The organism is Roseateles sp. GW821-FHT02E12, from assembly GCF_059421665.1.
The window spans coordinates 25401-51026 of the sequence record NZ_JBWKVK010000005.1 but is presented as its reverse complement, the minus strand read 5'-3'; the positions used below and the strand labels follow the sequence as shown (position 1 = coordinate 51026).

The 25626-nt window shown below is 63.7% G+C and carries 17 protein-coding genes and 4 tRNA genes; 3 read left to right on the top strand and 18 right to left on the bottom strand.

Annotated elements, in window-relative coordinates; all coding sequences use genetic code 11:
* Positions 1 to 48: 48 nt before the first annotated feature.
* From tuf (AC07V5_RS27615) to rpsL, 4 genes are all read right to left on the bottom strand, one after another.
* Complete coding sequence (gene tuf / locus AC07V5_RS27615) at positions 49 to 1239, bottom strand: elongation factor Tu (RefSeq protein ID WP_444764031.1); 1191 nt, start codon at positions 1237 to 1239, stop codon at positions 49 to 51.
* 138 nt (positions 1240 to 1377) lie between these two features.
* Positions 1378 to 3480 (bottom strand): elongation factor G, encoded by a 2103-nt coding sequence (gene fusA, locus AC07V5_RS27610; protein WP_495118835.1) that lies wholly within the window; start codon positions 3478 to 3480, stop codon positions 1378 to 1380.
* A gap of 69 nt (positions 3481 to 3549) precedes the next feature.
* On the bottom strand, positions 3550 to 4020 hold the full coding sequence (gene rpsG, locus AC07V5_RS27605; protein ID WP_057297389.1) for a 30S ribosomal protein S7: 471 nt from the start codon (positions 4018 to 4020) through the stop codon (positions 3550 to 3552).
* Between the two features lie 146 nt (positions 4021 to 4166).
* Positions 4167 to 4541, bottom strand: coding sequence for a 30S ribosomal protein S12 (gene rpsL / locus AC07V5_RS27600; RefSeq protein ID WP_056194784.1), 375 nt, complete (start codon positions 4539 to 4541; stop codon positions 4167 to 4169).
* A gap of 168 nt (positions 4542 to 4709) precedes the next feature.
* On the opposite strand from rpsL, the gene AC07V5_RS27595 reads away from it, so the two are divergent.
* Positions 4710 to 5183 carry a putative toxin-antitoxin system toxin component, PIN family gene (locus tag AC07V5_RS27595; protein ID WP_495118834.1) on the top strand — a complete coding sequence of 158 codons (474 nt, stop codon included), beginning with the start codon at positions 4710 to 4712 and terminating at the stop codon, positions 5181 to 5183.
* 67 nt (positions 5184 to 5250) lie between these two features.
* Here AC07V5_RS27595 and rpoC read toward each other — a convergent pair whose 3' ends face one another.
* The 13 genes from rpoC to AC07V5_RS27530 form a co-directional block, all read right to left on the bottom strand.
* The gene (rpoC, locus tag AC07V5_RS27590; RefSeq protein ID WP_495118833.1) at positions 5251 to 9468 is read right to left on the bottom strand and encodes a DNA-directed RNA polymerase subunit beta'; all 4218 of its coding nucleotides are present in this window, start codon (positions 9466 to 9468) and stop codon (positions 5251 to 5253) included.
* Between the two features lie 11 nt (positions 9469 to 9479).
* Complete coding sequence (rpoB, locus tag AC07V5_RS27585; RefSeq protein WP_495118832.1) at positions 9480 to 13601, bottom strand: DNA-directed RNA polymerase subunit beta; 4122 nt, start codon at positions 13599 to 13601, stop codon at positions 9480 to 9482.
* A gap of 346 nt (positions 13602 to 13947) precedes the next feature.
* Complete coding sequence (gene rplL, locus AC07V5_RS27580; RefSeq protein WP_495118831.1) at positions 13948 to 14328, bottom strand: 50S ribosomal protein L7/L12; 381 nt, start codon at positions 14326 to 14328, stop codon at positions 13948 to 13950.
* Between the two features lie 51 nt (positions 14329 to 14379).
* Entirely contained in the window at positions 14380 to 14916 is a 537-nt protein-coding gene (gene rplJ / locus AC07V5_RS27575; RefSeq protein ID WP_495118830.1) for a 50S ribosomal protein L10, read from the bottom strand.
* A 290-nt stretch (positions 14917 to 15206) separates the two neighbouring features.
* Entirely contained in the window at positions 15207 to 15917 is a 711-nt protein-coding gene (gene rplA, locus AC07V5_RS27570; protein WP_495118829.1) for a 50S ribosomal protein L1, read from the bottom strand.
* Between the two features lies 1 nt (position 15918).
* Positions 15919 to 16356, bottom strand: a complete 438-nt coding sequence (rplK, locus tag AC07V5_RS27565) for a 50S ribosomal protein L11 (RefSeq protein ID WP_056265790.1) — start codon at positions 16354 to 16356, stop codon at positions 15919 to 15921.
* 224 nt (positions 16357 to 16580) lie between these two features.
* Positions 16581 to 17156, bottom strand: coding sequence for a transcription termination/antitermination protein NusG (gene nusG, locus AC07V5_RS27560; RefSeq protein WP_495118828.1), 576 nt, complete (start codon positions 17154 to 17156; stop codon positions 16581 to 16583).
* Positions 17157 to 17192: 36 nt separating this feature from the next.
* Complete coding sequence (gene secE, locus AC07V5_RS27555; protein WP_495118827.1) at positions 17193 to 17579, bottom strand: preprotein translocase subunit SecE; 387 nt, start codon at positions 17577 to 17579, stop codon at positions 17193 to 17195.
* A gap of 142 nt (positions 17580 to 17721) precedes the next feature.
* Positions 17722 to 17797, bottom strand: a tRNA-Trp gene (locus AC07V5_RS27550).
* A 15-nt stretch (positions 17798 to 17812) separates the two neighbouring features.
* Entirely contained in the window at positions 17813 to 19003 is a 1191-nt protein-coding gene (gene tuf / locus AC07V5_RS27545; RefSeq protein WP_444764031.1) for an elongation factor Tu, read from the bottom strand.
* A 54-nt stretch (positions 19004 to 19057) separates the two neighbouring features.
* Positions 19058 to 19132: transfer RNA gene (locus AC07V5_RS27540), tRNA-Thr, on the bottom strand.
* A gap of 72 nt (positions 19133 to 19204) precedes the next feature.
* Positions 19205 to 19278, bottom strand: a tRNA-Gly gene (locus AC07V5_RS27535).
* A gap of 39 nt (positions 19279 to 19317) precedes the next feature.
* Positions 19318 to 19402, bottom strand: a tRNA-Tyr gene (locus tag AC07V5_RS27530).
* Positions 19403 to 19988: 586 nt separating this feature from the next.
* Between AC07V5_RS27530 and AC07V5_RS27525 the strand changes: the two genes are divergently transcribed.
* Both AC07V5_RS27525 and AC07V5_RS27520 read left to right on the top strand, forming a co-directional pair.
* Positions 19989 to 22694, top strand: a complete 2706-nt coding sequence (locus AC07V5_RS27525; RefSeq protein ID WP_495118826.1) for a TonB-dependent receptor — start codon at positions 19989 to 19991, stop codon at positions 22692 to 22694.
* Between the two features lie 183 nt (positions 22695 to 22877).
* Positions 22878 to 24485 (top strand): tryptophan halogenase family protein, encoded by a 1608-nt coding sequence (locus tag AC07V5_RS27520; protein ID WP_495118825.1) that lies wholly within the window; start codon positions 22878 to 22880, stop codon positions 24483 to 24485.
* An 87-nt stretch (positions 24486 to 24572) separates the two neighbouring features.
* Here the strand turns inward: AC07V5_RS27520 and AC07V5_RS27515 are convergent, their stop codons facing one another.
* Positions 24573 to 25580, bottom strand: coding sequence for a cupin-like domain-containing protein (locus tag AC07V5_RS27515; protein WP_495118824.1), 1008 nt, complete (start codon positions 25578 to 25580; stop codon positions 24573 to 24575).
* Positions 25581 to 25626: the final 46 nt, after the last annotated feature.

Below are 25626 nucleotides of genomic sequence, written 5' to 3'. Positions count from 1 at the left end.
AGGTGGTGAGCACCGAGCGGAGGCCGCCCGGCGCACGTCACGCAGTGATTACGCGAGGATCGTTGCGACGACGCCCGAGCCGACGGTACGGCCGCCTTCACGGATGGCGAAGCGCAGGCCCGTCTCCATGGCGATCGGTGCAATCAGCTTCACGGTGATGCCGACGTTGTCGCCCGGCATGACCATTTCCTTGTCCTTCGGCAGCTCCACGGCACCGGTCACGTCCGTCGTGCGGAAGTAGAACTGGGGACGGTAGTTGTTGAAGAACGGGGTGTGGCGGCCGCCCTCTTCCTTGGACAAGACGTAGATCTCGGCCGTGAAGTGGGTGTGGGGCTTGATCGAGCCGGGCTTGGCCAGCACTTGGCCGCGCTCGACGTCTTCGCGCTTGGTGCCGCGCAGCAGGATGCCGACGTTGTCGCCTGCTTGACCTTGGTCCAGCAGCTTGCGGAACATTTCGACGCCCGTGACCGTGGTCTTCTGGACTTCGCGGATGCCCACGATTTCGATTTCTTCGCCGACCTTGATGATGCCGCGCTCGACGCGACCGGTCACGACGGTGCCGCGGCCAGAGATCGAGAACACGTCTTCAACCGGCAGCAGGAAGGCGCCGTCGATGGCACGGTCCGGCTGGGGGATGTAGGTGTCCAGCGCGTCAGCAAGACGCATGATGGCTTGCTCGCCCAGGTCGCCCGTGTCGCCTTCCAGCGCCAGCTTGGCCGAACCCTTGATGATGGGGGTGTCGTCGCCGGGGAAGTCGTACTTGGACAGGAGCTCGCGCACTTCCATTTCGACCAGCTCGAGCAGCTCGGCGTCGTCGACCATGTCGCACTTGTTCAGGAAGACGATGATGAACTTCACGCCGACCTGGCGAGCCAGCAGGATGTGCTCGCGGGTCTGGGGCATCGGGCCGTCAGCGGCCGAGCACACCAGGATGGCGCCGTCCATCTGGGCGGCACCGGTGATCATGTTCTTGACGTAGTCGGCGTGGCCGGGGCAGTCAACGTGCGCGTAGTGGCGGTTGGCCGTCTCGTACTCGACGTGGGCGGTGTTGATCGTGATGCCGCGGGCCTTTTCTTCGGGCGCTGCGTCGATCTGGTCGTAGGCCTTGGCCTCGCCGCCGAACTTCTTGGACAGCACGGTCGCGATTGCCGCGGTCAGCGTGGTCTTGCCGTGGTCAACGTGGCCAATCGTGCCCACGTTCACGTGCGGCTTGGTCCGTTCAAACTTGCCTTTTGCCATTTTCTTGACTCCAGAGAAAGAGCATTGCCAGTCGGTTGGTTTTGCGTTTCCTCGCGGATCGAAACTCCCTGGTGACTGGCAACCCAGGGCGATCCACGAGAAGACGGCGGCGCAGGCCTCAGGCCCGCGCCGGCTTGATCACTTGCCGCGAGCGGTAATGATGGCGTCAGCCACGTTCTTCGGAGCTTCGCTGTAGTGCTTGAACTCCATCGTGTACGTGGCACGGCCTTGCGACATCGAGCGCAGGGTCGTCGAGTAGCCGAACATTTCCGACAGCGGGACTTCAGCCTTGATGACCTTGCCGCCACCGACCATGTCGTCCATGCCCTGAACCATGCCGCGACGGCTGGACAGGTCGCCCATGACGTTACCGGCGTAGTCTTCAGGCGTTTCGACTTCCACGGCCATCATCGGCTCAAGGATCACCGGCGAAGCCCTGCGGCAGCCTTCCTTGAAGCCCATGGACGCAGCCATCTTGAACGCGTTTTCGTTCGAGTCGACTTCGTGGTACGAACCGAAGGTCAGCGTGACCTTGACGTCCACGACCGGGAAGCCGGCCAGCACGCCATTCGGCAGAGAGTCGATGACGCCCTTTTCGACCGCGGGGATGAATTCGCGAGGAACTACACCGCCCTTGATGGCGTCGACGAACTCGAAGCCCTTGCCGGCCTCTTGCGGCTCGACGGTCAGCACGACGTGGCCGTATTGGCCCTTGCCGCCGGACTGGCGCACGAACTTGCCTTCGACGTCCGAGGCTGTCTTGCGGATGGTTTCGCGGTAGGCCACTTGCGGCTTGCCGACGTTGGCCTCCACACCGAACTCGCGCTTCATGCGGTCAACGATGATTTCCAGGTGGAGCTCGCCCATGCCGGAGATGATGGTCTGGCCCGACTCCTCATCGGTGCGCAGACGGAAGGACGGATCCTCCTTGGCCAGACGGCCCAGGGCGATACCCATCTTTTCCTGGTCGGCCTTGGTCTTGGGCTCGACGGCCTGCGAGATCACGGGCTCGGGGAAGACCATCTTTTCCAGCGTGATGATGCTGTCCGGATCGCACAGGGTTTCGCCCGTGGTGACGTCCTTCAAGCCCACGCAGGCGGCGATGTCGCCGGCCAGAATTTCCGAGATTTCTTCACGCTGGTTGGCGTGCATCTGCAGGATCCGGCCGATACGTTCCTTCTTGCCGCGGATCGGGTTGTAGACCGAGTCGCCCGACTTCAGCACGCCGGAGTAGACGCGCACGAAAGTCAGCTGGCCGACGTAGGGGTCGGTCATCAGCTTGAAGGCCAGCGCAGCGAACTTCTCTTCGTCGACGCGCTCACGCACGACCGGCTTGTCGTCGTCGTCGGTGCCAGGCACAGGCGGGATGTCAGCCGGCGAGGGCATGAAGTCGATGATGCCGTCGAGCATGCGTTGCACACCCTTGTTCTTGAAGGCGGTGCCGCAGAACATCGGCTGGATTTCAGCGGCGATGGTGCGCTTGCGGATGGCCGAGACGATTTCGTCTTCAGTCAGCTCGCCCGACTCCAGGTACTTGTTCATCAGCTCTTCGCTGGATTCAGCGGCGGCTTCGATGAGGTTTTCACGCCACTTGACGGCCTCGGCCTGCAGATCAGCCGGGATGTCTTCGTAGTTGAACTTCATGCCCTGCGAGGCTTCGTCCCAAATGATCGCCTTCATCTTGATGAGGTCGATCACACCGGTGAACTTGTCTTCGGCGCCGATGGGGATCACGACGGGCACGGGGTTGGCCTTCAGGCGAACCTTCATCTGGTCGTAGACCTTGAAGAAGTTCGCGCCGGTGCGGTCCATCTTGTTGACGAACGCAAGGCGGGGCACCTTGTACTTGTTGGCCTGGCGCCAGACGGTTTCCGACTGGGGCTGCACGCCACCCACGGCGCAATAGACCATGCAAGCACCGTCCAGCACGCGCATCGAGCGCTCGACTTCAATCGTGAAGTCGACGTGTCCGGGGGTGTCGATGATGTTGATGCGGTGCTCAGGGCGAGCCAGATCCATGCCCTTCCAGAAGCAGGTCGTGGCAGCAGAGGTGATCGTGATGCCACGCTCTTGCTCTTGCTCCATCCAGTCCATCGTGGCGGCGCCGTCATGCACCTCACCGATCTTGTGGTTCACGCCGGTGTAGTAAAGGATGCGCTCGGTCGTGGTGGTCTTGCCGGCATCGATGTGCGCGGAGATACCGATGTTGCGGTAGCGCTCGATGGGGGTTTTGCGGGCCATGGTTTGCTCCAGAAGACAGGAGCCGCCAGCGGGTTGGTAGAAACCCGAGGCGGCTGAAAGACAGTGAGTTTAGAAGCGGAAGTGCGAGAAAGCCTTGTTGGCTTCAGCCATGCGGTGAACTTCGTCGCGCTTCTTCATCGCGCCGCCACGGCCTTCAGCGGCCTCCAGCAGTTCATTGGCCAGGCGCTGGGCCATCGACTTCTCACCGCGCTTGCGAGCGGATTCCTTCAACCAGCGCATGGCGAGGGCCATCCGGCGGACGGGGCGAACTTCCACGGGAACTTGGTAGTTCGCACCACCGACACGGCGGGACTTCACTTCAACCATGGGCTTCACGTTGTTCAGGGCGACCATGAACACTTCCAGCGGATCCTTGCCGATCTTCTTCTCGACCTGCTCCAGGGCACCGTAAATGATGCGCTCGGCGATGGCCTTCTTGCCCGATTCCATGATGACGTTCATGAACTTGGACAGATCGACGGAACCGAACTTGGGGTCCGGCAGGATTTCGCGCTTGGGTACTTCGCGACGACGTGGCATGGGATTCTTCCTTCTGCTTCAGTTGGAGGCGGCCGTTTGGCCTGTCTCCGCTGGACAACCACCGACATCTGGGGTCATCCACTTACTCGGCCGAAATGGCCGCAACAACGTTGGGTCAGCTAGAGAGCTGAGCCCGAACAAACGATTTACTTCTTCGGACGCTTCGCGCCGTACTTGGAGCGCGATTGCTTGCGATCCTTGACGCCTTGCAGGTCGAGCGAACCACGGACGATGTGGTAACGCACGCCAGGCAAGTCCTTCACACGGCCGCCGCGCACGAGCACGACGCTGTGTTCTTGCAGGTTGTGGCCTTCACCGCCGATGTACGAGATGACCTCGAAACCGTTGGTCAGGCGCACCTTGGCGACCTTACGAAGAGCCGAGTTCGGCTTCTTGGGCGTGGTGGTGTAGACGCGGGTGCAGACACCGCGGCGCTGCGGGCAGTTCTGCATCGCAGGCGACTTGGACTTGGTGACCTCGGCCTCTCGACCGTGGCGCACCAGTTGATTGATGGTTGGCATTACGACTTGTTCCCGTTTGAAGTCAGTGAACCTCGCCACTTTTTCAAGTTGTTTTGAGCGCGCAGCAATACGCCGCCCAAAAGGCGAAGAGCCGAGGATTGTAGACCGCTGGTGAAATCGGCACAAGGGTCTGCCCGCATGCCACTCCCTGACCGGTAAGCTGACGGCATGGATGTAGCCCTGCCCGCCTCAACAGCCCTCGCAACTGACGCCACGGATCGGCCGGCCATCGTCATCGACACCCAGGTCGTCATGGACTGGCTGGTGTTTCGCGACGCGCGGGTGCAGGCACTGACAACCGCCGTCACATCGGGCGCGCTGCGTTGGCTGGTGGCGCCGGCCATGCGCGACGAGATCCGCCATGTGCTGGGCCGCGGCGTCGCGGCGAGCTACGCCCCGGATCTGGCCTTCATCGAGGCGCAATTCGATGCCCACTCGCTGCCAGTCGAAGCCGCCGAGCCGCAGCCACTGGCTTCACGCCTGGTCTGCCGCGACCCGGATGACCAGAAGTTCATCGATCTGGCTCTCGCCACCAGCGCCCGCTGGCTGATCTCCCGCGACAAGGCGGTGCTGGCGCTGGCCAAGCGCGCCCGGCCGCGAGGCTTGCTCATCGTGACGCCGGAGCGCTGGTCGCTCGACTGAAGCCACCAAAGAAAAAGCCGCCCGCGGCCTGAGCCGGGGCGGCTTTGCAGGGCCTCAGCCCTGTGGCTTATTCAGCCGAGTGGTCGCCAGCGTCCACGCCAGCCATCTGTGCAGCGGCCAATTCCTCGGCCTCCTGCAGCGCGATGGCACGGCGCTCGGCGTCGTCCATGGCTTCCTTGACGCGACGCGCCTCGTGGAAGGCCATGCCGGTGCCTGCAGGGATCAGCCGGCCGACGATGACGTTTTCCTTCAGGCCACGCAGCTCGTCGCGCTTGCCCATGATGGCAGCCTCGGTCAGCACGCGGGTCGTTTCCTGGAAGGAAGCGGCCGAGATGAACGAGTCCGTCGACAGCGAGGCCTTGGTGATACCCAGCAGCACATCCGCGTGGATGGCAATCATCTTGCCTTCCTTGCGCAGACGGTCGTTGGTGTCCAGCAGCTCCGAACGCTCGACCTGCTCGTTCAGGATGTACGTCGAGTCGCCCGGGTTGGTGATCATCACGCGGCGCAGCATCTGGCGAACGATCACCTCGATGTGCTTGTCGTTGATCTTCACGCCCTGGAGTCGGTAGACGTCCTGCACCTCGTCGACGATGTAGCGCGCCAGTTCCTCGATGCCCAGCAGGCGCAGGATGTCCTGCGGATCTGCAGCGCCGTCGACGATCAGCTCGCCGCGGTTGACCACCTGACCTTCGTGCACCAGGATGTTCTTTTCCTTGGGCACGAGTTCCTCGTGGGCCTTGCCGTCCGGATCGGTGATCTGCAGGCGAATCTTGCCCTTGGTCTCCTTGCCGAACGACACCGTGCCGGTCTGCTCGGCCAGCACGCCGACGTCCTTGGGCGAACGGGCTTCGAACAACTCGGCCACACGCGGCAGACCGCCGGTAATGTCGCGAGTCTTCTGGCCTTCGACCGGGATACGGGCGAGCACTTCACCAGGCAGCAATTCCTGGCCGTCGCGGATCTGGATCAGCGAGCCGACCTGGAAGCCGATGGCCACCGAGTGGTCGGTACCGGGGATCTTGACCTCGTGGCCGCCAGCGTCCAGCAGCTTGACCTGCGGGCGGATGACCTTGGCGGCGCCGCGGCGCTTCGGGTCGATGACAACCAGGGTCGACAGACCGGTCACTTCGTCCACCTGCTTGGCGACGGTCACGCCTTCCTCGACGTTCTCGAACTTCGCCTTGCCGGCGAATTCCGTGATGATCGGGCGGGTCAGCGGATCCCAGTTCGCGAGCACCAGGCCGGCCTTGACGACTTGGCTGGCCTTGATGTTCAGGATCGCGCCGTAAGGCACCTTGTGACGCTCACGCTCACGGCCGTGCGGGTCGGAGATGACGATCTCGCCGGAGCGGGAAATCACGACCAACTCGCCCTTGCCATTCGTGACGTAGCGCATCGTGGCGTTGAAGCCGATGATGCCGTCCGACTTGGCTTCGACGCTGGAAGCGACAGCTGCACGCGACGCGGCACCGCCGATGTGGAAGGTCCGCATCGTCAGCTGCGTGCCGGGTTCGCCGATGGACTGCGCGGCGATGACGCCGACAGCTTCACCAACGTTCACCAGGCCACCGCGGCCGAGGTCGCGGCCGTAGCACTTGGCGCACAGGCCGAAACGCGTGGCGCAGGTCAGCGGCGTGCGGACCTTGATCTCGTCAACGCCGGCAGCTTCCAGCACGTCGAGCGTGTCTTCGTCCAGCATGTGGCTGGCGCCCAGCAGCGAAGCCTGGGTTTCGGGGTGCACGACATCGATGGCGGTGACGCGGCCGAGGACGCGGTCGCGCAGCGATTCGATGACTTCACCACCTTCAACCAGGGCGCGCATCGCCATGCCGTTGTCGGTACCGCAGTCGTCCTCGATGACCACCAGATCCTGGGTCACGTCGACCAGACGACGCGTCAGGTAGCCGGAGTTCGCGGTCTTCAGCGCCGTATCCGCCAGGCCCTTACGAGCACCGTGGGTGGAGATGAAGTACTGCAGAACGTTCAGGCCTTCACGGAAGTTCGCCGTGATGGGCGTCTCGATGATGGAGCCGTCAGGCTTGGCCATCAGGCCCCGCATGCCGGCCAGCTGGCGAATCTGGGCCGCGCTACCGCGGGCACCCGAGTCGGCCATCATGTAGATCGAGTTGAAGGACTCCTGATCGACGGTCTTGCCGTGGCGATCAATCGTCTTCTCGACCTTCAGGTGGTCCATCATCTTCTTGCCGATTTCGTCACCGGCCTTGCCCCAGATGTCCACCACCTTGTTGTAGCGCTCGCCGGCCGTCACGAGACCCGAGACGTACTGCTGCTCGATCTCCTTGACTTCCTTTTCGGCGCGCTCGATCAGCGTGTGCTTCTGAGCGGGCACCAGCATGTCGTCGATGGCGATCGAGATGCCGGCGCGCGTAGCGAGCTTGAAGCCGCTTTGCAGCAGCTTGTCGGCCAGCACGACGGTTTCCTTCAGGCCGCACTTGCGGAAGGAGGTGTTGATCAGCTTGCTGATCTCCTTCTTCTTCAGCGCCTTGTTGATGTTCGAGAACGGCAGGCCCTTGGGCAGGATTTCCGACAGCAGCGCACGGCCGACGGTGGTGTCCGTCAGCTTGGTCTCGGCCACGAACTCGCCCGTGTCCTTGTCCTTCGTCCACTCGACCAGACGCACGCTGATCTTGGCGGTGATCTCGACAGCACCGTTTTCCAGCGCACGGATCATCTCGGGAATGTCCGAGAAGATCATGCCCTCACCCTTGCCGTTGGTGCGCTCGCGGGTGGCGTAGTACAGACCCAGCACCACGTCTTGCGACGGCACGATCGACGGTTCGCCGGAGGCCGGGAACAGTACGTTGTTGGAGGCCAGCATCAGCGTGCGGGCTTCCATCTGCGCTTCGATGGACAGCGGCACGTGGACGGCCATCTGGTCACCGTCGAAGTCGGCGTTGAAGGCCGAGCAGACGAGCGGGTGCAGCTGGATGGCCTTGCCTTCGATCAGCACGGGCTCGAAGGCCTGGATGCCGAGGCGGTGCAGCGTCGGGGCGCGGTTCAGCAGGACCGGGTGTTCCTTGATGACTTCTTCAAGAATGTCCCAGACCACCGGCGTGCCGGATTCGACTTCCTTCTTCGCAGCCTTGATCGTCGTCGCGATGCCCATGGCTTCGAGACGGCTGAAGATGAAGGGCTTGAAGAGTTCGAGCGCCATCAGCTTGGGCAGGCCGCACTGATGCAGCTTGAGCGTGGGGCCGACCACGATGACCGAACGGCCCGAGTAGTCGACGCGCTTGCCCAGCAAGTTCTGACGGAAGCGGCCGCTCTTGCCCTTGATCATGTCGGCCAGCGACTTGAGGGCACGCTTGTTCGCGCCGGTCATCGCCTTGCCGCGGCGGCCGTTGTCCAGCAGCGAGTCGACGGCTTCCTGCAGCATGCGCTTTTCGTTGCGCACGATGATTTCAGGGGCCTTCAGCTCGAGCAGACGGGCCAGGCGGTTGTTGCGGTTGATGACGCGACGGTAGAGGTCGTTCAGGTCGGAGGTCGCGAAGCGGCCGCCGTCCAGCGGCACCAGCGGACGCAGGTCCGGCGGCAGCACGGGCAGCACGTCCAGCACCATCCAGTTCGGCTTGATGCCGGACTTCTTGAAGGCCTCCATGACCTTCAGGCGCTTGGAGTTCTTCTTGACCTTGAGCTCGGAGCCGGTCATGTCGTTGCGCAGGCGGTCGATCTCGACGTCGAGATCCATCTCCTCCAGCAGCTTCTTGATGCCCTCGGCGCCCATCAGCGCAATGAACTCGTCGCCGAATTCGATGCGCTTCGCGTCGTAGTCGTCCTCGGTCATGATCGAGAACTTCTTCAGCGGCGTCATACCGCTGTCGACGACGACATACGCCTCGAAGTACAGCACGCGTTCGATGTCGCGCAGCGTCATGTCGAGCACCAGGCCCAGACGGGACGGCAGGCTCTTCAGGAACCAGATGTGCGCGCAAGGCGCCGCCAGGTCGATGTGACCCATGCGGTCACGACGAACCTTGGTCTGCGTGACTTCAACGCCGCACTTCTCGCAGATGACACCGCGATGCTTCAGGCGCTTGTACTTGCCGCACAGGCACTCGTAGTCCTTGATCGGGCCAAAGATCTTGGCGCAGAACAGGCCGTCGCGTTCCGGCTTGAAGGTGCGGTAGTTGATGGTCTCGGGCTTCTTCACCTCGCCGAACGACCAGCTGCGGATCTTCTCCGGGGAAGCCAGGCCGATCTGGATGGCATCGAAATGCTCATCGGGGGTGAATTGCTTGAATAGGTCGAGTAGTCCCTTCATGCATCTGCTCCTTAGTTCTTAACCAATTCAATGTCGATGCCAAGGGAACGGATTTCCTTGACCAAGACATTGAAGGATTCCGGCATGCCGGCTTCGATGGCGTGTTCGCCCTTGACGATGGACTCGTAGACCTTGGTCCGGCCGTTCACGTCGTCGGACTTGACCGTCAGCATTTCCTGCAGGATGTAGGAGGCGCCATAGGCTTCCAGCGCCCAGACTTCCATTTCGCCGAAACGCTGGCCGCCGAACTGCGCCTTGCCGCCCAGCGGTTGCTGCGTGACGAGCGAGTACGGGCCGGTCGAACGGGCGTGCATCTTGTCGTCCACCAAGTGGTGCAGCTTCAGCACGTGCATGTAGCCGACGGTGACCGGGCGCTCGAACTGCTCGCCAGTGCGGCCATCGCACAGCCAGGCCTGGGTGCGCGTGGCGGTCAGACCCTTCTTGGCGGCGATGTCGTCCGGGTAGGCCAGCTTCAGCATGCCGCGGATTTCTTCTTCCTTGGCGCCGTCGAAGACCGGCGTCGCGAAGGGCACGCCCTTGGCGAGGTTGGCGGCCATCTCCAGCACTTCAGCGTCGGACAGGGAGTCGATGCTCTCGGTCTTGCCACCGCTCTGGTTGTAGAGCTCGTCGAACAGCTTGCGCAGTTCGGCCACCTTGGTGTGCTCCTGCAGCATGTCGCCGATGCGCTGGCCAATGCCCTTGCCGGCCCAGCCCAAGTGCACTTCCAGCACCTGGCCCACGTTCATCCGCGACGGGACGCCCAGCGGGTTCAGCACGATGTCGGCGGGCGTGCCGTCGGCCATGTAAGGCATGTCTTCGATCGGGGTGACCTTGGACACGACACCCTTGTTGCCGTGACGGCCGGCCATCTTGTCGCCAGGCTGCAGGCGACGCTTGACGGCCAGGTAGACCTTGACCATCTTCAGCACGCCGGCAGGCAGCTCGTCGCCCTGCGTCAGCTTCTTGCGCTTTTCTTCAAAAGCCAGATCGAAGCTGTGGCGCGTCTGCTCGAGCGAGTTCTTGATCGACTCGAGCTGGTTGGCGACCTCTTCCTCGGCCGGGCGGATATCGAACCAGTGGAACTTCTCGACCGAAGCCAGGTAGTCCTTGTCGATGGCCGTGCCCTTGGCGATCTTCTGCGGGCCGCCGTTGGCGATCTTGCCGACCAGCAGCTTCTCGATCCGGTCGAAGGCGTCGCTCTCGACGATGCGCAGCTGGTCGTTCAGGTCCAGGCGGTAGCGCTTCAGCTCGTCGTCGATGATCTGCTGGGCGCGCTTGTCGCGCTGGATGCCTTCACGGGTGAAGACCTGCACGTCGATGACGGTGCCGTTGGTGCCTTGGTCGACACGCAGCGACGTGTCCTTCACGTCCGAAGCCTTCTCGCCGAAGATGGCGCGCAGCAGCTTCTCTTCCGGCGTCAGCGTCGTCTCGCCCTTGGGCGTAACCTTGCCAACCAGCACGTCGCCCGGGTTCACTTCGGCACCGACGTAGACGATGCCCGACTCGTCCAGACGGCCGAGTTGTTGCTCCGACAGGTTCGGGATGTCGCGGGTGATTTCCTCGGCGCCCAGCTTGGTGTCACGCGCGTTGACGACCAGCTCCTCGATGTGGATCGAGGTGTAGCGGTCTTCGGCGATGACGCGTTCGCTGATGAGGATCGAGTCCTCGAAGTTGTAGCCGTTCCAGGGCATGAACGCGACCAGCATGTTCTGGCCCAGGGCCAGTTCACCGATGTCGGTCGACGCGCCGTCGGCAATGATGTCCTCGGCCGCCACCTTGTCGCCACGGCGCACGATCGGGCGCTGGTGGATGTTGGTGTTCTGGTTGGAACGCTGGTACTTGATCAGGTTGTAGATGTCGACACCGACCTCACCGGCCACGGTCTCGTCATCGTTCACGCGGATCACGATCCGGTTCGTGTCGACATAGTCGACCACGCCGCCGCGGCGAGCCGCGACCACCGTACCCGAGTCCTTCGCAGCCACGCGCTCGACGCCCGTACCCACGAAAGCCTTCTCAGGACGCAGCACCGGCACGGCCTGACGCTGCATGTTGGCGCCCATCAGCGCGCGGTTCGCGTCATCGTGCTCCAGGAAGGGCACGAGCGAGGCAGCGACCGACACGATCTGCGTCGGCGCCACGTCCATGTACTGGATGCGCTCAGGCGACGTCAGCACCGACTCGCCGTTCTCACGAGCCGAGACCAGCTCGTCCGTCAGTTCGCCGGTGGTGTTCAGCGTCGCATTCGCCTGGGCGATGACGTACTTGCCTTCCTCGATGGCAGACAGGTAGTCGATCTGGTCGGTGACGTGGCCGTCGACGACGCGGCGATACGGCGTTTCCAGGAAGCCGTACTCGTTGAGCTGAGCGAACAGCGCCAGCGAGTTGATCAGGCCGATGTTCGGGCCTTCCGGCGTTTCGATCGGGCAGACGCGGCCGTAATGGGTCGGATGCACGTCGCGGACTTCGAAGCCAGCGCGCTCGCGGGTCAAACCACCCGGGCCAAGAGCGGAAACACGGCGCTTGTGCGTGATTTCCGACAGCGGGTTGGTCTGGTCCATGAACTGCGACAGCTGCGACGCACCGAAGAACTCCTTCAGCGCCGCGGAGATCGGCTTGGAGTTGATCAGGTCGTGCGGCATCAGGGCTTCGGTCTCGGCCTGGCCCAGACGCTCCTTGACGGCCTTCTCGATACGGGCGAGGCCCGAGCGGTACTGGTTTTCGGCCAGTTCGCCCACGCAGCGCACGCGACGGTTGCCCAAGTGGTCGATGTCGTCCACTTCGCCGCGGCCATTGCGCAGCTCGACGAGGATCTTGACGACGTCAAGGATGTCCTCGTTGGACAGGTTCATGTTGCCCTCGGGCGTGTCACGGCCGACACGCGCGTTGAACTTCATGCGGCCGACACGGCTCAGGTCGTAGGTGTCGGTGCTGTAGAACAGGCGGTTGAACAGGGCCTCGACGGCATCTTCCGTCGGCGGCTCGCCGGGGCGCATCATGCGATAGATCGCGACGCGGGCAGCCAGTTGGGTCTCGGTCTCGTCAGACGCCAGCGTCTGCGAGATGTAGGCGCCTTCGTCCAGCTCGTTCGTGAACAGGCACTGGATTTCCTTGACGCCGGCCTGGCGCAGCTTCTTCAGCAGCGCGTCGGTCAGTTCGTCGTTGGCCTTCGCAATGATCTCGCCGGTGTCGGCGTCGATCATGTTCTTGGCCAGCACGCGGCCGACCAGGAAGTCTTCCGGCACCGAGATGTGCTGCGTGCCGGATTGCTCCAGCTGGCGAGCGTGACGCGCGGTGATGCGCTTGTCCTTCTCGACGATGACGGCACCCGACTTGTCGACGATGTCGAAGCGGGCGACTTCACCCTTCAGGCGGTCGGCAACGAATTCGAGCTGCGCGCCAACGTCCATCAGGCGGAAGTTGTCGAACACGAAGAAGTGGGCCAGGATTTGTTCCGGCTTCAGGCCGATGGCCTTCAGCAGGATGGTGACCGGCATCTTGCGGCGGCGGTCGACGCGGAAGTACAGGATGTCCTTCGGGTCGAACTCGAAGTCCAGCCAGGAGCCGCGGTAAGGAATGATGCGGGCGCTGAACAGCAGCTTGCCCGACGAGTGCGTCTTGCCCTTGTCGTGCTCGAAGAACACGCCCGGCGAACGGTGCAGCTGCGACACGATGACGCGCTCGGTACCGTTGACGATGAAACTGCCGTAGTCGGTCATCAGGGGCACTTCGCCCATGTAGACCTCTTGTTCCTTGATCTCCTTGACGGTCTTCGCCTGGGGCGACTCACGGTCATAGATGATCATCTGCAGGCGCGCGCGCACGGCGGCTGCGTAGGTCAACCCCCGCTGTTGGCACTCACGGGTGTCGAACGGCGGCTTGGCGATGTTGAACTCGAGGAACTTCATCTCGACGAAACCGTTGTGCGAAACAATCGGGAACGCTGAGAGGAAAGCCGCCTGAAGCCCTTCGGGCTTGCGTTTGGCGGGGGCCACGTCCTTCTGCAGGAAGGCCACGTAGCTGTCCTTCTGCATGGTCAGCAGATAGGGAACGTTGAGAACGCTCTCGCGCTTGCCGAAGCTCTTGCGGATCCGCTTGCGCTCGGTATAGCTGTAGGGGGTTGCTTGCGCCATAAACACTCCGTGTCGAGCCCACCCCTGGCCGTGGGGCGAGCCGCGTCGGCGACTGGCTGGCTCATCCGCCCAGAACGGGCGAATGCCTAGCTTGGTGGTTGGCCACTACCAACCGCTGGCGGACAACTCAGGCCTCACCTGGGAAGGTTTACCGGAGTCCGACCAAACTGGTTCTCTGCAGTCGGATCAGAGAACACTTGAAAGAACTGCGCATCATACTGCGCCGAGTGCTTTCAGCTGTTCTCAAGCAGGATTAACCCGCAAAGACGAAAAAGGGGAAGCCCAAAGGCAACCCCTTTTCTAGCCCGTGGGATTGGAGCTGCTGCGCAGATCCAATCCCAAAGTCTTACTTCAGCTCGGCCTTGGCGCCGGCTTCGATCAGCTTCTTGACAGCGGCTTCGGCGTCGGCCTTGGCAATGGCTTCCTTGACGTTCTTCGGAGCGCCATCGACCAGGTCCTTGGCTTCCTTCAGGCCCAGGCCCGTGATTTCGCGAACGGCCTTGATGACGGAGACCTTCTGAGCGCCGGCTTCGAGCAGCACGACGTTGAATTCGGTCTTTTCTTCAGCAACAGCAGCAGCAGCGCCGCCGCCACCGCCGCCGCCGGCAGCAGCCATCGAAGCGGCGGACACGCCGAACTTCTCTTCAATTGCCTTGACCAGATCGTTCAGTTCCAGAACGGTCATGCTGTCCAGAGCGGACAGGAAAGCGTCTTTGTCGAATGCCATGATGAATTTCCTTAAAACAGATTGATTGCGTGTAACGCGTTAGTTCGTCGATCAGGCAGCAGCCGGGGCTTCTTCAGCGGCAGCTTCCGTAGAAGCGGCGCCTTCGCCGCGCTTTGCAGCCAGGGCAGCCAGCACGGCCGCGGTGCGCTGCACCGGCGACAGCAGCAGGCCTGCGATTTGCGACAGCAGCACTTCCTTGCTCGGGACGGATGCCAGCGCTTTCACGCCGTTCACGTCCAGAGCCTTGCCGCCGTACGCACCGCCCTTGATGACGAGCTTGTCGTTGGTCTTGGCAAAGTCAGCGATGACTTTGGCAGCAGCGACAGCGTCTTCCGAAAAGCCGTAGATCAGCGGGCCGACCATGCTCTCCGCAGCAGCCTCGAACGGGGTGCCGGCAACAGCACGACGCGCCAGGGTGTTCTTCAGCACGTGAAGATACACACCTTGGGCACGCGCGGTGATGCGCAGCTTGTTCAAGGCTTCCACGGTGAGGCCACGGTACTCGGCCAGCGCCAGCGTCTGCGACTTGGCAGCTTGCGCTGCGACGTCGGAGACAACGACTGCCTTCTCGTTGCGATTGAGACTCAAGGTCTACTCCTCACATTTGCTCTCTCAGCCTTGCGGCTTCGGGAGCGCCAGGGAATTAGCGACCATCTGTCAGGAAACCCGCTCCGATGGCTCGAAGCGCACAACCCTACAGCGGGACCGCCATCTGCGTTGGTTCCCGACTTGCGCCGAGATTTAAGGGGTCTCCACCAACGGTCTTGGATGACGCGCCGCCCCGGCGAACCGGAGCGACGCCCCACCAATCTTGTTGCCCAGGGCCAGACTCGCCCCGGACAGATTCAGTGCCCAGGCCACCAAGGCCTGGTCTTTGTTCAGGCCGCGTTGGCCTGGGCGTTGATCGACGCGATTTCGACGCGGGCGCCGACGCCCATCGTCGAAGAGATGGCGACCTTGCGCAGGTAGATGCCCTTGCTCGACGCCGGCTTGGACTTGTTCAGAGCCTCGATCAGCGCGCGCAGGTTGCCTTCCAGCTTGTCGGTGTCGAACGAACGACGGCCGAGGGTGCCGTGGATGATGCCGGCCTTGTCGACGCGGAACTGGACCTGGCCAGCCTTGGCGTTCTTGACGGCGGTGGCGACGTCCGGGGTCACGGTGCCAACCTTGGGGTTAGGCATCAGGCCGCGCGGGCCCAGGATCTGACCCAAGGTACCGACGACACGCATCGTGTCCGGCGAGGCGATGACCACGTCGAAGGGCATGTCGCCCGCCTTGACGCGCTCGGCCAGGTCTTCCATGCCGACAACGTCAGCACCAGCGGCACGGGCTTCGTCAGCCTTGGCGCCTTGGGCGAAGACGGCGACGCGCTTGGTCTTGCCGGTGCCATTGGGCAGCACGACGGCGCCGCGAACGACTTGGTCCGACTTCTTGGCATCGATGCCAAGTTGCACGGCAACGTCGATGGACTCATCGAACTTGGCGGAGGCCAGGCCCTTGACCAGTTCGAGGGCTTCGGTCAGCGGGTACAGCTTGGTCGATTCGACCTTGCCAGCCAGCGCCTTTTGCTTCTTGGTGAGCTTGGCCATGTCAGACCCCTTCCACGATGATGCCCATCGAGCGGGCGGAGCCGGCGATGGTCTTGACTGCGGCGTCCATGCTGGCAGCCGTCAGGTCCTTGGTCTTGATCGTTGCGATCTCTTCCAGCTGGGCGCGGGTCAGCTTGCCGACCTTGTCCAGATGGGGGCGCTGCGAGCCCTTTTCGATCTTGGCAGCCTTCTTGATCAGCACGGTCGCCGGGGGCGACTTGATGACGAAGGTGAAGCTCTTGTCCGCGAACGCGGTGATGACCACCGGCAGCTTCATGCCCGGCTCGAAGCCAGCGCCCGAAGTCTGGGCGTTGAACGCCTTGCAGAACTCCATGATGTTCAGGCCACGCTGACCCAGCGCGGGACCAACCGGCGGCGAGGGGTTAGCCTTGCCTGCGGCGACTTGCAGCTTGATGAAGCCGACAATTTTCTTTGCCATGTTTTCTCCAATCCAGTGCCCGGGCGGCAAAGCCTGGGCACCTGAGTGCTAGCGCATCGGACTCGGAACTTGCGTTCCTACCTTTGCTCCTCTTGTCCGCCTCTCGTTGCAGACTGATCACGGGCCGACGTTAGGGACGCCGGCCGAACCCAGGATTCTAGTCCGTCAGACTTTGCCTTAGGCCCTCCAGGCCAGCGGCGAAGTTTGACGAACCTCTCGATTCGTCAAACTTTCTCGACCTGCGAGAAGTCCAGCTCGACCGGCGTAGCGCGGCCGAAGATCGTGACCGACACACGTACCTTGGACTTGTCGTAGTTGACTTCCTCGACCGAACCGTTGAAGTCGGTGAAGGGGCCTTCCTTGACGCGCACGACCTCGCCGACCGTCCACTCGACCTTGGGCCGGGGCTTCTCGACGCCTTCCTGCATCTGGTTGACGATCTTCATGACCTCGGCTTCCGAGATCGGAGCGGGGCGGTTCTTGGCGCCGCCGACGAAGCCCGTCACCTTGGACGTGTGCTTCACCAGGTGCCAGGACTCGTCGTCCATGAACATCTCGACCAGCACGTAGCCCGGGAAGAAGCGGCGCTCGGTGACGGCCTTCTTGCCGTTCTTCAGCTCGACGACTTCTTCGGTCGGCACCAGGATGCGGCCGAACTTGTCCTGCATGGCGGCGCGGTCGATGCGCTCGCGCAGATTGCGTTCGACGGCTTTCTCCATGCCCGAGTAAGCATGGACGACGTACCAACGCTTGGGCGGGCCAACCGGGGCTTCAACCGTGACGACTTGTTCTTCAGACATTCGGATTCCTTGCCTTCGCTTGCGTATCGCTGTTGATCAGCGCTTCCAGCCCAGGATCAGGTCGTAAAGCACCCATTCCAGCGTCTTGTCGGTCAGCCACAGGAAAAGCGCCATGACGACGACGAAGGCGAACACATAACCGGTCATCTGGGTCGCTTCCTTGCGAGTCGGCCAGACCACCTTCTTGACTTCGCGCGACGAGTCGCGGCCGTAGGCGATCAAGGCCTTGCCGTGCTCGGACGTGAAGAAGGCCGCCACACCGGCAGCCAGCAACACGATCAGCGAGGCCCACTGCACCAGCGCGCCTTGCTTGGACAGGCCGTAATAGGCCGCCAGCGCGCCGATCAGCAGCAGCACCGCAAGGGCCAGCTTGGCCTTGTCGGCGCCGCTCGTCACGGTCTCGACTTGGGGAGGATTCGCCATCACTTCACTTTCACGCGCCGCTTTTAAGCGGCTGTCAGGTGCTGCCAAGGCTTGCAGCCATCAGCAGCAAGGCCCGCCGAGATCACTCTCGCGGGCCGATGCTTGGTTAGCCAGAAAACCAACCGCCGTGATCAGTGGCGGGTGGCAGGGGCAGAGGGTCTCGAACCCCCAACCTTCGGTTTTGGAGACCGACGCTCTGCCAATTGAGCTATGCCCCTGTGGCCTTGAAAAACTTACGCGAGGATCGTTGCGACGACGCCCGAGCCGACGGTACGGCCGCCTTCACGGATGGCGAAGCGCAGGCCCGTCTCCATGGCGATCGGTGCAATCAGCTTCACGGTGATGCCGACGTTGTCGCCCGGCATGACCATTTCCTTGTCCTTCGGCAGCTCCACGGCACCGGTCACGTCCGTCGTGCGGAAGTAGAACTGGGGACGGTAGTTGTTGAAGAACGGGGTGTGGCGGCCGCCCTCTTCCTTGGACAAGACGTAGATCTCGGCCGTGAAGTGGGTGTGGGGCTTGATCGAGCCGGGCTTGGCCAGCACTTGGCCGCGCTCGACGTCTTCGCGCTTGGTGCCGCGCAGCAGGATGCCGACGTTGTCGCCTGCTTGACCTTGGTCCAGCAGCTTGCGGAACATTTCGACGCCCGTGACCGTGGTCTTCTGGACTTCGCGGATGCCCACGATTTCGATTTCTTCGCCGACCTTGATGATGCCGCGCTCGACGCGACCGGTCACGACGGTGCCGCGGCCAGAGATCGAGAACACGTCTTCAACCGGCAGCAGGAAGGCGCCGTCGATGGCACGGTCCGGCTGGGGGATGTAGGTGTCCAGCGCGTCAGCAAGACGCATGATGGCTTGCTCGCCCAGGTCGCCCGTGTCGCCTTCCAGCGCCAGCTTGGCCGAACCCTTGATGATGGGGGTGTCGTCGCCGGGGAAGTCGTACTTGGACAGGAGCTCGCGCACTTCCATTTCGACCAGCTCGAGCAGCTCGGCGTCGTCGACCATGTCGCACTTGTTCAGGAAGACGATGATGAACTTCACGCCGACCTGGCGAGCCAGCAGGATGTGCTCGCGGGTCTGGGGCATCGGGCCGTCAGCGGCCGAGCACACCAGGATGGCGCCGTCCATCTGGGCGGCACCGGTGATCATGTTCTTGACGTAGTCGGCGTGGCCGGGGCAGTCAACGTGCGCGTAGTGGCGGTTGGCCGTCTCGTACTCGACGTGGGCGGTGTTGATCGTGATGCCGCGGGCCTTTTCTTCGGGCGCTGCGTCGATCTGGTCGTAGGCCTTGGCCTCGCCGCCGAACTTCTTGGACAGCACGGTCGCGATTGCCGCGGTCAGCGTGGTCTTGCCATGGTCAACGTGGCCAATCGTGCCCACGTTCACGTGCGGCTTGGTCCGTTCAAACTTGCCTTTTGCCATCTTGCGCTCCTGAGGCGAACCCGTTGAGACGAGTAGAAGAAAAAAGAGAATAGGTGGTGCCCTTGACGCGGATCGAACGCGTGACCTCTCCCTTACCAAGGGAGTGCTCTACCACTGAGCCACAAGGGCATCGGCACGGGTTTGACGCCAATGAAGGCCGGCAAACCGGTGTCGACGCACGCCAACCAAGTCACTCCGAAATGGAGCGGGAAACGGGAATCGAACCCGTGTCATTAGCTTGGAAGGCTAAGGTTCTACCATTGAACTACTCCCGCCCTGGGAGCCTTGCCACAACCGCCAGCAACGGCAGCTTTTGGTGGAGGAGGCTGGATTCGAACCAGCGTACGCTATGCGGGCAGATTTACAGTCTGCTGCCTTTAACCACTCGGCCACCCCTCCTGAGGCAAGCCCGCAACTATAGCACAGGGCGATGGAGGCGCAACAGCGCCTTCGCCAAGAAGAGCAAAAGAGGTCCGGAGCGCTCCGCGGCACTCGGCGCAAGCCCCGCGGGAGCCCGCTACCGCGCACGCCGACCGGCACGAAGCAGGACGCGCCCAACGCCCCGTTCGAGCGCCGGCCATCCAGCAGATACGCGCAGCCGACCAATTCCGGACCAGATCAAGGCCACCCGACTACCGGCTGACAGCCACCCGACGGCAAAGTCGAGCCCAAAGACAAGCCCTTCGTCGCCGAAGCGCAACAGTTTTTGACACGCACCAATGCCAATCAAGTACCAATTCCAGATGCGAAACCACTCGCATACAGGGGCGAGCACCCATGGAAAGCAGGTTGCGCCGCTACCACCCGGGAAACCCCCCAGTAAAAATTGGTAGCAAAGTGGCGTTATCAGTCGTTACAGTGGCATCGCACTGGTTGAGAGCCGTCGCTGAGGCCAGCGACGGCAGCAACCGGACCCAAGGTGGTATGCACGCACTGGACGCAGTCACCGCCGCCCCGATTCATTGGCCACAACGAGGAACAGTAAATGAAGGTCAAGCAGACCCCCATCTCGCAGGCGGTATTCATCGCCCTACTCGGCGCCAGCGGCGTCGCCATGGCGCAGCAGGCGCCGGCTGCTCAGCAACTCGACACCGTGACCATCACGGGCATCCGGGCGTCGCAGGAGAAATCCCTCGCCGTCAAGCGCAACGCTGACGCCCACATCGACGTCATCTCCGCCGAAGACATCGGCAAGATGCCCGACAAGAACGTGGCCGACTCGCTGGCCCGCGTGCCTGGCGTCACCATCCTGAACAGCCCTGCCGGCGGCTCCGGTGGCTTCGACGAGCGCGACCGCGTGGGTCTGCGCGGCACCAACCCCAGCCTGACGCAGACGCTGCTGGACGGCCACGGCATCGCCAACGGCGACTGGTTCGTGCTGGACCAGACCGGCGCCGGCGTCGGCCGCAGCGTCAGCTACTCGCTGCTGCCCTCCGAACTGGTGAGCCGCGTCGAAGTGCGCAAGAGCGCCGAAGCCTCCCTGGTGGAAGGTGGCACCGCAGGTTCGGTGAACATCATCACCCGCAAGCCTCTGGAGTTCTCCAAGGCACTGACCATTGAAGCCGGCATCGGCGCCGTCTACGCCAGCCTGCCCAAGAAAACGGACCCGCAACTGAGCGTGCTGGCCAACTTCAAGAACGACTCCAAGACTTTCGGCGTCCTGGTGCAAGCCTTCTCGGAAAAGCGCAGCCTGCGTCGTGACGGCGTGGAAGCGCTCGGCTACATCAACCAGCTGAGCAGCGCCAACGCGCCGACCCTGATCGCCGCTCACCCTGAACTGGCCGGCGTCTACACCCCCGACCTGATCGGTGCGGCCTACTTCACGCAAGAGCGCGAGCGCAAGGGCGGCCTGATTCGCGCCGAGTTCAAGCCCACCCAGGACGTGGACATCACGCTGACCGGCTTCTCGTCCAAGATGGATGCGGACAACTACAACCGCAACTTCCTGATCGCGCCGCGCGCCGGCCTGATCAACAGCGCCACGATCTCGAACTATTCGATCGCCACCGACAGCAAGGGCGTGAAGACGCTGACGAGCGCGACGTTCGACTGGGCCTCGGCTTCGACCGCTGGCTACTACGACATGATCTCGCGCAAGGCCTCGGCCGAGAGCGGCTACCTGAGCCTGGACGGTTCCTGGAAGGTGAACAACGCGCTGACGCTGACCGTCAACGCCGGTTCGTCCAAGGGCAAGGGCCAGACCCTCAGCCAGGACGTGCTCGAAGAGCACATCAACACGACCCACGCCAGCTACCAGCTCAACGGCACGGATACGGCGCCTTCCTTCGGCTTTACCGCGCCGGTCCTGGGTGCCGACTGGATCTTCGGCAACCAGCACACCATCGTGCACGACAAGGAAAGCTGGGCCCAGGTGGACGGCGAGTACTCGCTGGACGCCGGCGTGCTGAAGAGCCTGAAGTTCGGCGTGCGCAGCGCCGAGCACAAGCGCTACACCGACCCGACCATCAGCCAAGGTCCTCTTGGCGCGTGGGGCGCGAACGTGCCGGCCCTCAGCAGCACCTATCCGGGCAACTTCGGTAGCGGCCTGGGAAGCGGTTTCCCGACCAACATCGCCTACATCCCCGCGGATGCGCTGGCTGCCTACAACGCCGCCTACACCAACCGCGACCCCATCGCGCGTCGCTCGCCCTTCGACGGCGGCGAGTACAGCGTGAAGGAAACCAGCACCGCTGCCTACCTGCAGGGCACGCTGGAAGGCGACAGCTGGAGCGGCAACGTGGGCCTGCGCGCGGTTCGCACCAAGCAAAGCTCGGGCGCCTTCCGCCCGACCCTGCCGGGTGAAACGCCTGACGTGGCATCCTTGTTCGGCAACTTCGCTGCGACCACCTCGGACCGCAGCTACACCGACCTGCTGCCCAGCGCCAGCATCCGCATCGATGTCACCAAGAGCGTGGTTGCACGCCTGGCGCTCAGCCGCACGCTGACCCGTGCCGACTACACGGCGCTGTCTGCCTTCACGTCGCTGAACACCGCCGGCATGTATGGCAACAACACCGTCGTGGGCAGTGGCACCGCCGGCAACGCCGACCTGAAGCCGATCCGCTCGACCAACTTCGATGCCAACATCGAGTGGTACTTCGCGCCTCGTGCCTTCGTGTCGATGGGTGCCTTCCACATGCAGATGGCCAGCTACATCACGAACGGCACCTTCACCGGCACCTACCCGGCCCTGCTCGGCAATGCGCCCGGCGGCTCGACGCAGGCTGTGGCAAACCGCCAGTTCGTCATCACCGGCCTGACCAACAAGAAGGCTTCTGTCACCGGCCTGGAGTTCGCGTTCGAAACGCCGATCGCCAACAACTTCGGCGTCAGCGCGAACTACACCTTTGCGGATGGTCATGACCAAGACGGCCACGTGCTGCGCGGCGACGTGAAGAACTCGTTCACCCTGGGCGGCTTCTTCGAGAACGACCAGTTCTCGGCCCGCCTGAACTACAGCTACACGGACGACATCTTCATCGGCACCGACCGCAGCACCGACTACTACCAGAAGGGCAACGGCGTGCTGTCGGCATCGCTGGGCTACAAGTTCAGCGAGAACTTCGCCCTGAGCCTGGATGCACAGAACCTGAACGACCCGAAGCTGAAGTACTACGCCTCGGAAGTGCAGCCGCGCGGCATCTACAAGAACGGCCGCCAGTTCTACCTGACCGCCCGCATCAAGTTCTGAGATCGGACCGAGCAGAGTCCCTGCGGACTCTGCGACGCCTATCGAAGGACTGCCGGCATGCAAGCCGGCAGGCATGATGACCACCGACCCTGCTGGAACTCTCGGGTTCCGGCAGGCGCCGCAGGTGACCAAAATCGAAGGGGAGCGTGGCAACACGTTCCCCTTTTTCATTTCGACAGCCGCATGACCGAAACCGCCACCACCCTCGCCTCGTCCAGCGCCGCGCGCCCGTTGAGCCGCAGCACGGATGCGCCGCCCGTGCAGCATGTCTGCGTCGTCGGCGGCGGCTCGGCGGGCTGGATGACGGCCCTGATGCTGGCGAACACGGCCTACGGCCCTCGCCTGAAAGTGACGGTGCTGGAGTCCCCCCAGGTCGGGATCATCGGCGTGGGTGAAGGCTCGACGCCCTGGCTGCGCAAGTTCTTCGAGGACCTGGGCATCGAGGAGTCCGAATGGATGCCCGCGTGCAACGCCACGTACAAGAGCGGCATCACGTTCGATGGCTGGTCCACCAAGCCTGGCTTCGAGCGCTACTTCCACCCCTTCGTCTCGATGCTGGACAACCTGACCATGCATCAGTTCGTGGACAACGTGCATGCGCGGCTGGACGGCGCGGACGTGCACGCCCATCCAGACCGCTTCTTCGTCACCGCGGCACTGGCCCGCCAGGCCCGCGGCCCGCGCGCCAGGCCCGACTTCCCGTTCGACGTCTGGTACGGGTATCACTTCGACGCGACGCTGCTGGGCCAGTTCCTTGGGGCCAAGGCGGTGGAGCGGGGCGTGACCCACCTGCAGCGCCACGTCACCCAGGTGCAGCTCAACGAGCGCGGCGACATCAGCCACCTGCAGCTCGACGGCGGCGAGACGCTGGCCGCCGACTTCTTCGTCGACTGCTCCGGCTTTGCGTCGCTGATGATCGGCAAGGCGCTGCAGACGCCCTTCCTCCCCTACGCGGAGAACCTGTTCAACGACGCGGCCATCGCGATGCCGACACCGCTCGTTGGCCGCATCGAGTCTCAGACCGTGTCCACCGCGCTGCGCCACGGCTGGGCGTGGAAGATCCCGCTCACCACACGCCACGGCAACGGCTACGTCTACAGCAGCGCGCACTGCTCGGCGGACGAGGCCGAGACCGAGCTGCGCCGGCACCTGGGCCTGCTGGACGCCGACGTGCCCGCACGCCACCTCAAGATGCGCGTGGGCCGCATGTCCAAGATCTGGAGCCGCAACTGCGTGGCCGTGGGCCTGTCGCAAGGCTTCATCGAGCCGCTGGAAGCCACTGCCCTGCTGTTCGTGCAGCGCACCGCCGCCATGCTGGTGGAAGTGCTGGAGAAACGCGACCTCGGCCCCGCCGCGCAGGAAGCGTTCAACGATGCCATGAAGGTGCGCTTCGAGAACACCCGCGACTACATCGTGGCGCACTACAAGACCAACTCCCGCACCGACACCGAATACTGGCGCGCCAACGCCGAGAACATGAAGCTGTCGGACTCGCTGCAAGGCGTGCTGATGACATGGATGTCCCGCAAGCCGCTGGTCGCCGGCCTCAAGGCCGGCCGTTTCGGGCAGGGCTATCCCACCGTGTCCTGGTACGCGCTGCTGGCCGGTATGGGCATCTTTCCGGATGCCGCAGACCTGCAGCCGCCGACCGCCCAGCAGGCACAGCACCAGCTGGAAACGGTGGACGACTTCGTCGCGCGCAGCGCGCTGAACTTCCCCGACCACCGCGAGCTGCTCGCCAACATCCCGCCGCGCGCGGGCGACAAGACCTTGCAGATGTACCTGTGGTGACGAATGCCTGCCCCTGGGCCGACGAGTACGTCGGCCGGTCCCCCGGGGGGACGACCGCTTGCTTGGGGCGGCCCGGCGCCGCGCGGCTCAGGGCTTGAGGCGGCCGACGAGGTCGTCGCGGATCTCGGCATCACGCGCCGCGTCCACGTCGCCGAACAGATGGCGCTGCCCCTCGGGGATGTGCGCCAAGCCCTCACCTCGCGCGCCAAACACGTAGTGCGCGAACAGCGCGCGCCAGCCTTCGCGCTCGCCATCCGGCAAGTGGCGCAAGGCCAGCATCGCCAGCCGCATCGCGGCCAGGTGCAGGTCGTCGTTGCGCGCGGGTGCTGCCAGCGGCCGCCACCAGTAGTTCATCAGGATGTTCAGGTGCGGCGCCAGCGCCTCGACCTGGTGGAACCACAACGGCGGCATGTAGATCGCGTCGCCCGGCTCCAGCTCGGCCACCACGGCGCGCTCCAGCGCCTCGCTCACCAACGGGAACTGCGCCGGGTCGGCCCGGTGCAGGTCGGGCACCACGGACATCGGCGCTGGCGTGGGCGCGTAGTCGGGCGGGCCGAGATACAGCAGCGGCGCGCACTGAGGCGGCAGCAGCGTGAAGCGGCGCCGCCCGGCCGCCACGCAGGCGATGTTGTGCGAGTCATCGAAATGCGCGGGCACGGTGGCGCGGTTGCCGATCCAGATGCGCGGCGGGATGGTGGCGTCAAGCAGCGGCAGCGCGTTCGCCTGCTCCAGGCCCGGCAGCGCCTCCGACACCAGCGCGCTCTGCGCCGCCAGGCTGGGCGGGTCCGGAAAGTGGCTGTAGCGCCAGAGCTGCTCGAACAAGGCGGCGTAGGGCCGCTTGTCGCGCATGAAGTTGAAGCCGTCCAGGCCCGGCTTGTAGCTGAAGGCCCGTGTGGGCTCGGGCTTGGCCAGCACGGCATCCACAGGCTGGCCGCCATCGAAGCCCATCAGGTACTTCAGGCAGCCTTCCAGGCCCGCGCGGCCTTGCGCCACCAGCGGCCAATGCTTCACCGCGCCGCGCATCACCACCGGCTCGTAGGCGGGCACCACGTCGCGCTCAAAGCGCTCGCGCGTGATCCCGTCAACTTCCTTCATCGGCTGCATAGGTTCCACGTTCAGGGGTGCGCCATTGTCGGCGGCA

Excerpts from the sequence above, each read along its gene's own strand:
- tuf (WP_444764031.1), bottom strand. The coding sequence starts at position 1,239 with ATGGCAAAAGGCAAGTTTGAACGGACCAAGCCGCACGTGAACGTGGGC.
- fusA (WP_495118835.1), bottom strand. The coding sequence starts at position 3,480 with ATGGCCCGCAAAACCCCCATCGAGCGCTACCGCAACATCGGTATCTCC.
- rpsG (WP_057297389.1), bottom strand. The coding sequence starts at position 4,020 with ATGCCACGTCGTCGCGAAGTACCCAAGCGCGAAATCCTGCCGGACCCC.
- rpsL (WP_056194784.1), bottom strand. The coding sequence starts at position 4,541 with ATGCCAACCATCAATCAACTGGTGCGCCACGGTCGAGAGGCCGAGGTC.
- AC07V5_RS27595 (WP_495118834.1), top strand. The coding sequence starts at position 4,710 with ATGGATGTAGCCCTGCCCGCCTCAACAGCCCTCGCAACTGACGCCACG.
- rpoC (WP_495118833.1), bottom strand. The coding sequence starts at position 9,468 with ATGAAGGGACTACTCGACCTATTCAAGCAATTCACCCCCGATGAGCAT.
- rpoB (WP_495118832.1), bottom strand. The coding sequence starts at position 13,601 with ATGGCGCAAGCAACCCCCTACAGCTATACCGAGCGCAAGCGGATCCGC.
- rplL (WP_495118831.1), bottom strand. The coding sequence starts at position 14,328 with ATGGCATTCGACAAAGACGCTTTCCTGTCCGCTCTGGACAGCATGACC.
- rplA (WP_495118829.1), bottom strand. The coding sequence starts at position 15,917 with ATGGCCAAGCTCACCAAGAAGCAAAAGGCGCTGGCTGGCAAGGTCGAA.
- rplK (WP_056265790.1), bottom strand. The coding sequence starts at position 16,356 with ATGGCAAAGAAAATTGTCGGCTTCATCAAGCTGCAAGTCGCCGCAGGC.
- nusG (WP_495118828.1), bottom strand. The coding sequence starts at position 17,156 with ATGTCTGAAGAACAAGTCGTCACGGTTGAAGCCCCGGTTGGCCCGCCC.
- secE (WP_495118827.1), bottom strand. The coding sequence starts at position 17,579 with ATGGCGAATCCTCCCCAAGTCGAGACCGTGACGAGCGGCGCCGACAAG.
- tuf (WP_444764031.1), bottom strand. The coding sequence starts at position 19,003 with ATGGCAAAAGGCAAGTTTGAACGGACCAAGCCGCACGTGAACGTGGGC.
- AC07V5_RS27525 (WP_495118826.1), top strand. The coding sequence starts at position 19,989 with ATGAAGGTCAAGCAGACCCCCATCTCGCAGGCGGTATTCATCGCCCTA.
- AC07V5_RS27520 (WP_495118825.1), top strand. The coding sequence starts at position 22,878 with ATGACCGAAACCGCCACCACCCTCGCCTCGTCCAGCGCCGCGCGCCCG.
- AC07V5_RS27515 (WP_495118824.1), bottom strand. The coding sequence starts at position 25,580 with ATGAAGGAAGTTGACGGGATCACGCGCGAGCGCTTTGAGCGCGACGTG.